The organism is Chitinophaga sp. XS-30 (assembly GCF_008086345.1).
Classification (GTDB): domain Bacteria; phylum Bacteroidota; class Bacteroidia; order Chitinophagales; family Chitinophagaceae; genus Chitinophaga.
On record NZ_CP043006.1, the window covers coordinates 355,822 to 368,882 of the forward strand.

At 53.4% G+C, this 13,061-nt stretch carries 11 protein-coding genes; 8 read left to right on the forward strand and 3 right to left on the reverse strand.

What is annotated here, in order from left to right:
* Window positions 1–212: 212 nt before the first annotated feature.
* Window positions 213–803 (reverse strand): RNA polymerase sigma factor, encoded by a 591-nt coding sequence (locus FW415_RS01430; RefSeq protein WP_148382529.1) that lies wholly within the window; start codon window positions 801–803, stop codon window positions 213–215.
* Window positions 804–1,014: 211 nt separating this feature from the next.
* Window positions 1,015–1,905: a helix-turn-helix domain-containing protein gene (locus FW415_RS01435; protein WP_148382530.1), complete on the reverse strand. Its 891-nt coding sequence runs from the start codon at window positions 1,903–1,905 to the stop codon at window positions 1,015–1,017.
* Between the two features lie 18 nt (window positions 1,906–1,923).
* Here FW415_RS01435 and FW415_RS01440 point away from each other — a divergent pair, with 18 nt between their 5' ends.
* From FW415_RS01440 to FW415_RS01460, 5 genes are all read left to right on the forward strand, one after another.
* Window positions 1,924–3,354, forward strand: coding sequence for an arabinose isomerase (locus FW415_RS01440; RefSeq protein WP_148382531.1), 1,431 nt, complete (start codon window positions 1,924–1,926; stop codon window positions 3,352–3,354).
* A gap of 58 nt (window positions 3,355–3,412) precedes the next feature.
* Window positions 3,413–4,801, forward strand: a complete 1,389-nt coding sequence (locus FW415_RS01445) for a sensor histidine kinase (RefSeq protein ID WP_148382532.1) — start codon at window positions 3,413–3,415, stop codon at window positions 4,799–4,801.
* A 5-nt stretch (window positions 4,802–4,806) separates the two neighbouring features.
* On the forward strand, window positions 4,807–6,471 hold the full coding sequence (locus FW415_RS25625; protein ID WP_148382533.1) for an FAD-dependent oxidoreductase: 1,665 nt from the start codon (window positions 4,807–4,809) through the stop codon (window positions 6,469–6,471).
* 7 nt (window positions 6,472–6,478) lie between these two features.
* Window positions 6,479–6,739, forward strand: a complete 261-nt coding sequence (locus FW415_RS01455) for a UBP-type zinc finger domain-containing protein (protein ID WP_148382534.1) — start codon at window positions 6,479–6,481, stop codon at window positions 6,737–6,739.
* 76 nt (window positions 6,740–6,815) lie between these two features.
* Window positions 6,816–7,784, forward strand: coding sequence for an NAD(P)/FAD-dependent oxidoreductase (locus FW415_RS01460; protein ID WP_148382535.1), 969 nt, complete (start codon window positions 6,816–6,818; stop codon window positions 7,782–7,784).
* A 209-nt stretch (window positions 7,785–7,993) separates the two neighbouring features.
* Here FW415_RS01460 and FW415_RS01465 read toward each other — a convergent pair whose 3' ends face one another.
* Complete coding sequence (locus FW415_RS01465; RefSeq protein WP_148382536.1) at window positions 7,994–9,565, reverse strand: beta-N-acetylhexosaminidase; 1,572 nt, start codon at window positions 9,563–9,565, stop codon at window positions 7,994–7,996.
* A 107-nt stretch (window positions 9,566–9,672) separates the two neighbouring features.
* Between FW415_RS01465 and FW415_RS01470 the strand changes: the two genes are divergently transcribed.
* From FW415_RS01470 to FW415_RS01480, 3 genes are all read left to right on the forward strand, one after another.
* Entirely contained in the window at window positions 9,673–10,623 is a 951-nt protein-coding gene (locus tag FW415_RS01470; protein ID WP_148382537.1) for an aldo/keto reductase, read from the forward strand.
* A gap of 114 nt (window positions 10,624–10,737) precedes the next feature.
* Entirely contained in the window at window positions 10,738–11,133 is a 396-nt protein-coding gene (locus FW415_RS01475; protein WP_148382538.1) for a response regulator, read from the forward strand.
* 14 nt (window positions 11,134–11,147) lie between these two features.
* Window positions 11,148–12,893 (forward strand): PAS domain-containing protein, encoded by a 1,746-nt coding sequence (locus tag FW415_RS01480; RefSeq protein ID WP_210420807.1) that lies wholly within the window; start codon window positions 11,148–11,150, stop codon window positions 12,891–12,893.
* Window positions 12,894–13,061: the final 168 nt, after the last annotated feature.

The window sequence follows — 13,061 nt, forward strand, 5'->3', positions numbered from 1 at the left end:
TAATTAGACAATCGGGAGAGAAAACATACCTAGTTGCGCATGGATTTTTTTTGAAAGACGGGAAATCAGGCGGATAGCCAGCCACCGTGCAATGGGGAAATATGCTGACCGGCCGCTTTTTTGACTTGCCTGCAGCATGGCGATCCCGTTCATGAAAATATGCTGCTCACCGGCTATCGCCAGCGTGCAGCGGGTTGCGTACAGCAACCCGGTCAGGGCTGGAATGTCAGCAGGATCATTAACAAAGTAAATGCTTCCGGGGAGGCGCGCAATTGCTGCCGGATGAGGCGCAACGCTTCTATCAGATGATTATTGACGGTGGAAGGGGAGATATTCAGGTAACGGGCGATCTCGTCGTGTTTCAGGCCCCTTTCCCGGCTGAGGGTATATACTTCTTTCTGTTTGGGCGTGAGTTTGTTCAGTGCCTGGTGCAGGCTTTGGGTAACTTCCTGCAGGCTGAGCCGCGCTTCTGCGTCCATTCCGGTCTGCGGCTGGGTTTTACCCAGTTCATTCAGAATAAGGGTTTCCTTTGCCATCCGTTTCAGCGAATTGATCACCTGGTGCTGCGCCATCCGGTAAACATATCCGCCAAACTGTTCTATCTGCGAGAGGTTGGACCGGTCTTTCCACAGCTTCAGGAAAATATCCTGGATGATATCCTCCGTCATCTCCGGTGAACCGGTTGCGCGCAACAGGAAACCGTACAACTTGTGTTGATATATCCGGAAAAGGCCGGCAAATGCGGCTGAATCGCCTTCTGCAGCAAGCCTTAAAAGATTTTTTTCATTGTTCGCGGACTCCATGGCAGCGGAATAGAAGAATCGTGGAATGCTATTTCATAACGTCCTGGTAAAAATAGGAAATAATTTTCTTCGCGGGCGGTTTTTATGCCCCGGGCGGTTTTGTTTTGCATTGCAACCGTTCCCACAATTTTTTTCCCGGCCAAAAACTGCATCCGGAATATCAAAATGGATATTGGTTTTCCGGACTCCGGCGGATACTTTTGGGCAGACGTTATGAAAGCGCGTTATGAATCGTCTTCCGGTAAAGGTCCGGCGAAACGCCCGTCTTCACCTTGAAGATCTTTGAGAAATAAAAAGCGGATTCAAATCCCGTTTCGGCGGCAATGACCTTCACGGATATCGAAGGGTCCGCCAGCAGCATCTTCGCCTTTTCGATCTTTAACTGCAGCAGGTACTGCCCGGGCGCAATGCCGGTATATTGCCGGAATGCCTTGCGCAGCCAGGAATAACTGACGCACAACTCCTCCGCCACATGCGCTATCGAAAGACGCTGGTCCGCCTTCGCCCGAATGATGGCCATAGCCTTATCCACAATATTCTCCGGCACATCTTCCTGCCGCAGCGCCGCCTGCCTGCCCCAGGCATGCAGGTAACCCAGCAGATGCTGTACAGCGCCGGAAACGAAGGGCTGGTAACCGGGTTTCTCCGTTCGTGTACAGTCAATAATGCCCGGCAGCAGTTGCAGGATGGTTTCCTGGAGGCCCGTCCGGAGCAGGGGTTTATCCGGACTGATGAACCCGTTTTGCAGAAGGCCCGTGGCGGCATCCCCTTTGAAACCCACCCACCACTCGTCCCAGCCCGTATCCGGGTTGGGACGGAAACGGTGCCATTCACCGGGGAAAAGGAGCATGACCGTTCCTGCGGCCACATCCGTAAGCGGGCAATGTGCGGATTCAAAGCTGCCGGCCCCGCGGGAGATGTAGATCAGCTGGAATTCCTGCAGCACCCGCCCCTGCTCCCAGCGGAAATGGTGATGCGCGGGATGCCCGGGACGGGGATAGGCTTCCGCCCTGCCGATGCTGTTGCAGCCGGCATTCAGCACATACATTCCCCAGCGCTGGTCTTCCACGCTCACGGGCAGGTATTTGTAATAATTGATCACGATTAAAAATAACTAAAAATGAACAACGGACAACTCAGGATCGGTCTGTTCGGTATCGGTCTGGATACCTACTGGCCGCAGTTTGAAGGGCTGAAGGAGCGGCTCGAAGGCTATCTGCAAAAAGTGGAGGCGAAACTCTCCGCCATTCATCCGCACATTATCAATGCCGGGCTGGTGGATTCGACGGACAAGGCTTTTGCCGCCGGAAAGCGCTTCCGCCGCGAGGAAGCAGATGTTATTTTCCTATACGTCACCACCTATGCGCTCTCCTCCACCGTGCTGCCCGTCGTGCAAAATGCAAAAGTGCCGGTGATCATCCTCAACCTATCTCCTGAAGCAGCGATCGATTATACCGCCTTCAATGCGATGACGGACAGAACAAAAATGACTGGCGAATGGCTGGCTTACTGTTCCGCCTGCCCCGTTCCCGAGATCGCCAATGTATTCAGCCGCACCGGCATCCGCTTTCACCAGGTCACCGGCATGCTGAACGATGACCCCGATTGCTGGCAGGAGATACAGGAATGGGTCGAAGCCGCGCGTGTAGCCCATACCATGGCCAACAACCGCCTGGGCTGCATGGGCCATTACTACAGCGGCATGCTCGATATCTATACAGATCTCACGCAGCAGTATGCCTATTTCGGTGGACATATTGAACTGCTGGAAGTGGAGGAACTGGTGAGTTTCCGCAGGGAGGTGAGTGCCGCGGCCACAAAGGAACGCCTGCAGTTATTCCGGCAGGTATTCGACATTCAGGCGGATTGTTCCGCAGCAGAACTGGAAAAGGCCGCTGTCACCTCCGTGGCGCTCGACAAGCTGGTGGCGCAGCATCAACTCGGGTCCATGGCCTATTATTATAAAGGCAGCGGGAATCCGGACAATGAGCAGGCCATTGCCTCCATCATCCTCGGCAATTCCCTGCTTACCGCCAACGGCGTACCGGTGGCCGGTGAATACGAAGTGAAGAACGCACAGGCCATGAAGATCATGGATGCATTCGGGGCCGGCGGCTCTTTTTCGGAATATTACGCCGTTGATTTCAAAGACGATGTGGTGTTGATGGGGCATGACGGGCCGGGGCATATCGCCATTGCGGAAGGCAAAACCAAAGTGCGGCCGCTGTACGTGTACCACGGCAAGGTGGGCAGTGGCCTGTCCGTAGAAATGTCCGTAAAGAACGGCCCGGTAACCCTGCTTTCCGTGGTGGAAAAGAAGGATGGCAGGCTGATATTGCTCACGGCCGAAGGGGAATCCGTTCCCGGCCCCATCCTGCAGATCGGGAATACCAACAGCCGCTACCGCTTTGCGGGAGGGGTAAGGCATTTCATCAACAGCTGGAACAGTCACGGTCCCGCGCACCATTGCGCCGTAGGCATCGGGCATATTGCCGCGAAGATCGAAAAACTGGGATTGCTGCTTGGGATGGACGTGGAAAAGGTCTGTTAGCGGGCGGTTTGTTGGATCGCCGCGCTTACAGTAACTTTAGCGGAACAAGTGTCCGCTCATGCAAGAAGTTACCACCGCCTGGCTGCAATCCATAGAAGCCCTGAAAGATGTTCCGGCTGATCAGCTGCAATGGATGATCAGCCAGAGCCGCCATTACCTCCTTCAACCCGGAGATTTCCTGTTCAGGGCCGGAGAACCGATCACCGGCACGCATATCGTTATTTCCGGAAAACTCCGGATACACCAGCGGCAGGAGGAGATCATCCGGTTTGAGGCAAAGACCATCAGCGGGTACCTGCCTTTCTCCAGGGGGAAAGTGGCGCCGGTATTCGGCGAAGCCATGGAAGCATGCCAGATCATGACATTCCCCATAGAAAAGGCGCGGGAACTGATCAGCACACATTATGAGCTGACCCAGGCGCTGGTGCATTTCATGACCACCCGCGTGCGGGAATTTACCTCCCTGCAGCTGCAGAACGAGAAAATGCTGGCCCTGGGCAAACTGTCCGCCGGCCTCGCCCATGAGCTGAACAACCCCGCCGCCGCTGTTGTGCGCGGCGCTGTGACCCTGAAAAAACACCTCCAGATGGAACCGGAAACGTTCAAAAAGATCGTTTCCATCCGGATGAATGAAGCGGACGTGGATATCGTCAGTAACAGGATGTTCGAAGTGCTGCGCCAGCCGGAAAAACCGAAACTCTCCCTGATGGAACGCTCCGCGAAAGAAGACGAACTGGTGGAGTGGCTGGATGAACATGCCGTGGAAAATGCTATGGAACTGGCCGAGAATTTCGTGGAATTCGGGTTCAACACCGGCGACCTCGATGCGTTCAAAGCGCATATTCCCGCTCCCTACATCTCTCCCATTTTCAACTGGATCAATGCCAACCTCGTCACCGAAAAAATGGTGACGGACATCGAAGAAGCCTCCAACCGCATCGCTACCCTCGTCAAATCCGTGAAAACATTCACGCATATGGACCAGGGGCATGCCAAACAGCTGACCGACATTCACACCGGCATAGAGAACACGCTGGCCATGCTGCAGCACAAACTCCGCAAAGGCAATATCACCGTTACCCTGCATGCGGATCACAGCCTGCCGCAGATCAAAGCGCTGGTAGGCGAATTGAACCAGGTGTGGACCAACCTGATAGATAACGCTGTGGATGCCATGGAAGGCATGCCGCAGGGTGAGCTGGAGATCCGCACGGAACCGGATAATACCTGTGTAAAAGTGACGATCACGGACAATGGCCCGGGCATTCCCCCCGAGAACATCAACCGGGTATTCGAGCCTTTCTTCACCACCAAGGAGATCGGGAAAGGAACAGGACTGGGGCTGGATATCGTCAACCAGATCATCCGGCAGCATCACGGCAACGTTAAAGTACAATCACAACCGGGACGTACGCAGTTTTTTGTATCACTCCCCATTAATGGTTAATCAGCATGAACCTACCGATCATATTATGTATCGACGATGACGCACAGGTGCTGCGTGCCATCGTCCGCGACCTGAAAAGCCGGTACCGGAACGAGTACCGGATCATCAGCACCACTGTTGTCAAAGAAGCGCTGGACAGCCTGCTGGAAATGAAGAACAAAGGCGAGACTATCGCCATGTTCATTTCAGACCAGCGTATGCCGGACATGGAGGGCGTTGCCTTTCTCGAAAAAGCCCGGCAATTCTATCCGGAGGCGCGCCGGGTACTGCTCACCGCATATTCGGATACGGACGCCGCCATCCGCGCCATCAACACCGTGCAGCTGGATTACTACCTCGTGAAGCCATGGGACCCGCCGGAAGAGAAACTCTACCCGATCATCAACGAACTGCTGGACGACTGGCAAAACACCTATCATCCGGATTTCAAAGGCATCAAAGTGGTGGGCTACCAGTTCTCCCAGAAGTCCCACGCCATCAAGGATTTCCTCGCCGGTAACCTCATTCCCTACCAATGGCTCGATATCCAGTCCACCGAAGAAAGCAAACGCCTGCTCTCGCTGAACAACCTGTCCATGCAGGACCTCCCCGTAGTGTTCCTGGAAGACGGCGGATACCTGGCAACACCAACAATCCTGGAGATCGCCCGGAAAGTAGGCCTGAACCCGCAGATCAAACATGATGTGTACGATGTGGTGATCATCGGCGCAGGGCCGGCGGGACTTGCCGCCGGGGTGTACGGCGCTTCCGAGGGATTGAAAACTTTACTGATAGAACGGCGTGCGCCGGGTGGACAGGCCGGCACCAGTTCCCGTATCGAGAACTACCTGGGCTTCCCCACCGGCCTCAGCGGCGCTGAGCTCACCCGCCGCGCCATCACCCAGGCTACCCGCCTGGGAACGGAATTCATCACCCCGCAATCTGTGAAAGATATCCGCCAGAAAGACGGCTACAACAAGATCATCCTCGAAGATGGTACCGAAGTCAATACCCGTAGCGTGATCATCACTACCGGGGTGGACTACCGGAAGCTGGACACACAGGGCATTGCGGATTTCACCGGCGCCGGCGTGTACTACGGCGCAGCGATGACCGAGGCCGCAGCCTGCAGGGATAAAGAGGTATATATCGTCGGCGGCGGCAATTCAGCCGGCCAGGCGGCCATGTATCTCTCCAAATTCGCCAAGAACGTGTACATCCTCATCCGCAAGGATGATCTCACCAGCACCATGTCCGCCTACCTGATAGAGCAGATCAAAGGCGCTCCCAACATTCATGTACGCCCCCGCACGGAGATCACCGCCGCTTACGGGCACGAAAAGCTGGAACGCCTTGTCATCAGCAACATCGATACCAAAGCAACATCCGAAGAAACCGCTGATGCGCTGTATGTATTCATCGGTGCAAAACCTTATACGGACTGGATTGCGCTGAATATCATCAAGGATGACAAAGGTTTCATTGAAACAGGCCGTGAACTGCGGAACTATGATGCCTTCAATAAAATATGGAAACAGACCCGTGACCCATACCTGCTGGAAACCAGCTGTCCCGGCATCTTTGCAGCCGGTGATGTCCGCGCCCGTTCCATGAACCGCGTAGCCGCCGCCGTTGGGGAGGGTTCCATGGCTATCAGTTTTGTACATAAATATCTTGCTGAAGTAAAATAACGATACTATGCCTTGCCAGCACATACAGGATATCGACACCCTGAAAACAGCGAAGGAACGCGCCTGCGAAGAATGCCGGAAACACGGCGGGCACTGGCTGCACCTCCGTACCTGCCAGACCTGCGGCGCCACGCTCTGCTGTGATGATTCACCCAAAAAGCACATGACGCAGCACTTCCATGAAACCGGCCATCCGGTAATAATATCAGCGGAACCGGGCGAGCGGTGGATGTGGTGTTATGTAGACAGTGACTTTGCGGAATATTGAGCAGTATCCGTGATCAGTACCCCGAATACCATGGTTTGGTCCATGATCGGCCGGAGGGGCATGCCTAAATTTGCGGATGAACAGGAAAACATTTATCCGCGCGGCGGGTACGCTCATGCTGCCGATACCGCTGTTCGGAAAAATTCATAAAGAAACTGCTATGTTTGATACTGCCATTATCGGCGGCGCCTCCGCAGGCCTCGCCGCCGCGCTCACACTAGGCCGCTCCGCCCGGAAAACCGTTGTATTCGATACCGGCGCTCCCCGTAACAGGCCGGCCGCGCATGCCCATAACTTCTTTACGCGGGACGGTGCTCCGCCATCGGAGATTCTGGCTATCGGCAGGGAACAACTAAAACCCTACCCCTCCGTGCAGCTGATGCAGGAGGAAGTCATCTCCGCCGAAAAGAATGGTGCTCATTTTCAACTGAAAACCGCATCCGGCAAACAGTTCAGCGCCCGCAGCATCATCCTGGCAACAGGCGTGAAAGATATCCTGCCGGATATTGAAGGCGTAGCAGCGCTCTGGGGCAACCGGGTCATTCACTGCCCGTACTGCCACGGCTGGGAAATGAAGGACCAGCCTGTAGCCATTATCGCCAACGGGGAAGATGCTGCTCACCTGGCGGCACTGGTGCGCAATCTGAACAGAGACGTGGTTATCCTCACCAATGGAAAAAGCACGATCGAAGAAAAAATGCCGGTGCCGGTGATAGAAAAGACCATCCAAAAAATGGAGGAAGATAATGATCGGATGAAGATCACCTTCTCCGACGGCAGTTCCATTTACAAAGGCGCGGCTTATCTGAAAGTGGCCCGCGTGGACTTCCGCAATGCCCTCGCTCAGCAGCTGGGCTGCGAACTGCAGGAAGGCGGGGCGGTAAAAGTAGATAACATGTTCAAGACCACCGTGCCGGGCGTGTTCGCGGCTGGAGACCTGTCCCAACCCGGCCTTCACCAGGTATCCATAGCCGCGGCCGGCGGGCACACAGCTGCAGCGGTCTGCAACAGGATGCTGAGTATGGAGGATTTTGCGAAGTTGTAAAGACGGATGGCCATCAGGCAATAAAAGGAGGAGATGAACCAAAAAAAAAGTGAAGGCGCCGGGAATCGCGTAAACGAAATTATCTCCATCAGCGACCTGAATAAAAAGAGGTTGAGGATTGAATGAACGATGACAGGTCTCCATCAGGGCCCGAATTAATCAGGGCTGACCATTACTTTTTGGTCAGCCCTCCTTTTTGTTTCATCCCCTTATTCCGCCGCCTCCGGCGTCAGCTTCGGGTCCAGCACATTGTAATAGTAAATGCCTTCTTTTCGCAGCAGCGGCAAAAAAGCTTCCAGCCGTTTTTCAAACTGCGCATAGTCCCGCTTCACCGGCTTCGTCCATGCCGCTTCCGCAAACGCCAGCAAGCGCGGGAAGGTCAGGTAATACATCCGCTGATCGCTCACGATCGTTTCAGACCAGAGGTTGGCCTGTACACCTTCCACCAGTTTGCTTTGCTGCACGGAAGCGGGCAAACCCTTCAGCGTAAAGTCATACACATCTTTCAGAGGATTGTAGGCTCCGCCTCTCCAGCGGCGGCCTTTCAGGTTCGTGCTGTCCTGCACGAAATCGAAATAGAACGGCAGGCGCGGGCAAAGCACTACCCGGTAACCTTTTTCAACGGCGGAGGTCAGTTGCTCCGGCTTATCGTGGCGCCACCAGAAAACGATGGTCTTCTTCGAAGGCAGAGCGGATTCGGTCACCTCATCCCATCCCAGCACATCATTGTTCAGCTTCAGGAGCGTATCGGCCATACGTTTCAGGAAATAATGCTCCACCTGCACCAGCGAGTTCAGCTGCTCCTTTTGCATAAGGCGTTGTACAGCGGCATCGCTATTCCAGGCCTGGCTGCCGAAGCTCACTTCATCTCCGCCGATGTGGATCATCTGCGAAGGGAACAGCGCATCCACTTCTTTCAGGATATTGGTCAGGTACTGATAGGTTTCTTCCTTGCCGGGGTTGAAGGTGAAATCAGGGTAACGGGGAGAACCGCCGCCGCTGAACTCCGGATAGGCCCGGTTGGCGGCCCTGGCATGACCGGGCATATCAATCTCGGGTATCACGGTGATATGGCGCGCTGCCGCATACGCCACGATCTCTTCAACATCCTGCTGCGTATAATATTGCGCCGGAGCGGTGGAATCATGGAAACTGCCGATACCGCCCACCAGCGCCAGGCGGGGGTATTGCCGGATCTCTATGCGCCAGCCCGGATCGTCCGTCAGATGCCAGTGAAAACGGTTGAGCTTGTAGAAAGCCATTTCATCAAGGATCTTTTTCACCTCCTGCTTTCCGAAGAACTGCCGGGATTCATCCAGCATGAAGCCACGCCACCTGTACAGCGGTGTGTCCCGGATATTCCAGCAGGGAATGCCCGCGGCTTCCTGTTTCGCCCTTACCAATTGCAGCAGCGAAACGGCACCGTAGAAAATGCCGGCATCACCGCCGGCGCTGATGGTTACCGTACGGCTGTTCATATGCAGCGTGTAGGCTTCGGGGTTATTGTTCTTTTCTCTTTTCAGGATGATGGCGTTTCCGCTGGCGGCGGGTTGTATGGAAACACGGATGCCCGCATACCGCAACAGCTGTTGCTGAAGCATATGCGCCGTTGCCTCAAGGGAGGGTTCTGCAGCCACAATGGCCGTTCCGTCATTCAGCAAAAAATGCCCGCCGGCCTTTTCATATTGGTCCGGCAGCGGGATCACGGGGCAGGACTGTTGCGCAAAGGACTGCAACCCAATGCCCATGCATGTCAGCAGGAGAAAGGATAATCTTATCATACTTGGTAGCTTGTTATTAGATGAGGATAAAAGTATAAAAACTTTTTAACGCTATTTAATTTGAGTGTTTGCAGGTAACCGACTATCTTTCCGCAAAACAGAAAGACATGGAAAAAAGATCATTGGGAAATACAGGGCTCGAGATCGCTCCGCTGATGTTTGGCGGCAATGTGTTCGGATGGACTGCGGATGAGGAAATGAGCTACCGGCTGCTGGACGAATTTACGGATGCGGGATTCAATGCTATTGATACCGCGGATACTTATACGGCCTGGGTACCCGGCAATACCGGAGGCGACTCCGAAAGGCTGATCGGGAAATGGCTGCAGCGCACCGGCAAGCGGGACCAGGTGGTGATCGCCACCAAAGTGGGCGGCAAATTCAGCGAAGAAAAAAAGGGATTGAAAAAAGAATATATCCTCAGTCAGGTGGAGGACTCCCTGCAACGACTGCAAACCGATTATATCGATCTGTACCAGTCCCACTACGATGACCCGGAAACGCCGATAGAAGAAACGCTGGAAGCCTTTACCATACTGGTAAAATCCGGGAAGGTGCGGGCCATCGGTGCATCGAACATTACGGTAGACCGGCTGGCGGATTCCATCATCACCAGCGAGGATAATGATTTTGCCACTTACCAGACGCTGCAACCGGAATACAATCTCTTTGACCGGGAACGATATGAGCAGGAATTTGAGCAGTTCGCGCTGATCAACAAAATTGCCGTGATCCCTTATTTTTCGCTGGCCAGCGGCTTCCTCACAGGAAAATACCGCGCAAAGGCCGATATCGCCGGAAGCAGCCGGGAGAAATATCTGGATAAATACTTTACCGAACGCGGCTTCAAAATACTCAATGCACTGGAGAACGTGGCCGCGCAATATGACAGCAAACCCGCTGTGGTTGCCCTCGCCTGGCTCCTTACCCGGCCGGGTATCGCAGCACCGATCGCCAGCGCCACCAATCCTGAGCAACTGAAAGATATGATGGCCTCGGTTTCCCTGAAACTGGACAAAGGCGACCTGGATATCCTGAACAGCGCTTCCGCCTATTGAGATCATGCAACCGGAATATTATCCGGGGGTGTTTTCTGCGGAAAACACCCCTTTTTTTATTCACTGGTACTTTGTTCCATAATAAATCATTATATTAACAGCAATAACCGTCTAATGCTTCCCGCACCCTCCATACTTTTAGTTGATGATGATATCGACGACCAGGAAATTTTCACCTCCGCGCTCGCCTTTATCGATCCATCAATCATTTGCTCTATTGTTCCAAACGGCATGGAAGGCATCCGGCTGTTGAAGAATGCCGTATCGATGCCGGACCTGGTTTTCCTTGATCTCAATATGCCGCTCATGAATGGCATTCAGTTCCTGAAAGAAGCCAAAGGCATCAGCGGCGTAAAAGATGTACCGGTGATCATCTACTCTACTGCATCCGATATCCGGACGATAGAAGAAGCCAAACAGGCGGGAGCACATCAGTTCATCACCAAACCTGAAAAATTCTCCGAACTGGTAGGATTATTGCATGAGCTTCTATATCCGGCAACAAAATAGCTGCCCTACCAACTTTGTTAGAAAACATCGGCCATACTGTCCATACCGTTACCCATAAATTCCTCGAAGGCGGAGGTGAACTAGGAGCGATGATCCGGTCATTCGACTGGGCCTCAACCCCTGCAGGCCCTCCTGAGCAATGGCCCCAGAGCCTGCGTACAACAGTGAGCATCATATTGAACTCCCGCTTTCCCATGTTCCTCTGGTGGGGAAAAGAAATGATCCAGTTTTATAACGATGCGTACCGTCCCAGCCTGGGCATGAACGGCAAACACCCTGTGGCTGTCGGTCAGCGGGGAGAAGACTGCTGGCCGGAAACATGGCCGGTAATCAAACCGCTCATCAAAGAAGTATGGGAGGGCGGCTCCATCTGGAGGGAGGATCAGCTGATCCCCATTTACCGGGACGGAAGACTCGAAGATGTGTACTGGACCTTCAGCTATTCCCCCGTCAGGGATGATAACGGGGAAATCGGAGGGGTGCTCGTCATCTGCCACGAAACCACGGAAAAAGTAAAGGCGCGGCAAAAAATAGAAACCGCGGAAAAGAAATTCCGCAATATCGTAAAGCAGGCCCCTGTAGGTATTGCTATCCTGAAAGGTCCGGATTTTATTGTGGAAACGGTCAACGATAAATACCTGAAACTGATGCAGGTAACGGAACAACAGATCAGGAAAGAACCGCTGTTTGAGATACTGCCGGAGATCAAAACTGCTGTGGAACCATTACTCACCACGGTACTCAAAACGGGTAAGCTATGCTACGGCCGGGAGTTTGAGACGAAAGAAGGTACTTTCAATTTTTTATATGAACCGCTGCGTGATGCGGAAGGGCAGATTGAAGGCGTGATCATGGTATCCAGTGAAGTAACGGAAGAAGTAAAAGCGCGCAGGAAAAGCGCGGAAGCGGAAAAGAAATATGCGGAACTGAAAGCGGTTGAAAAAAATCTTCGTGAAACGGAACTGCAACTGGAGAAACATGTGGAAGAAAGAACGTCTGACCTGCGGCATGCGAACTATAACCTCAAACGTTCCAACAGCGACCTGGAACAATTTGCCTTCATCGCCAGCCATGATATGCAGGAACCTCTGCGGAAGATCCGCACATTCACCGCTTTGCTGGAGAACAAGCTGGATAATAACCTTGTTGACGAAGACTCCCGCAAATACCTCCATAAGATCGGTGATGCCGCGGGCAGAATGCGGAAGCTGATCAACGACATGCTCTACTACTCCCGGCTCTCCGCTGCCGGCAACACTTTCAAAACAATAGATCTCAACACGCTGATGCAAAACGTCATGAACGATTTTGAGCTGCTGATACAGGAAAAAAATGCCGTAGTACGCTGTGAAACCCTGCCGGATATTCAGGCCAATCCCCTGCAGATCACGCAGCTCTTTACCAATTTGCTCAGCAACTCCCTGAAATTCAATAACAGCCCGAGACCCGAGATCATGATAACTGTACGTCCCCTGTCGGCGGCACAGGTGGCGAACTTCGAAGGGCTTAACCATCAACTCTCTTACCAGCGGCTGGAATTTTCCGATAATGGCATAGGCTTCGATCAGCGTTATGCGGAACAGATCTTCACCATCTTCCAGCGCCTGCACACCAAAAACGAATACTCCGGAACAGGCATCGGGCTGGCCCTCTGCAAAAAGATCGCGCTGAACCACCAGGGAAACATCTTCGCTTACTCCGGCGCAGGGCAGGGCGCCACTTTCCACGTATTGCTGCCGGAAACACAATCAGTGTTATAATCAACTTACATTATATTATACATAAACGGTATCTGAATTTTCTTCCTGACATGTTACCGGCGTATGTGAAGGATCATTACATTTACACAAGATCATCAACCTGACTGCATGCCCCGGAGCAACTAACCGACTGTCGTATTCGTATATCAGACAAAGGATTTAATCATC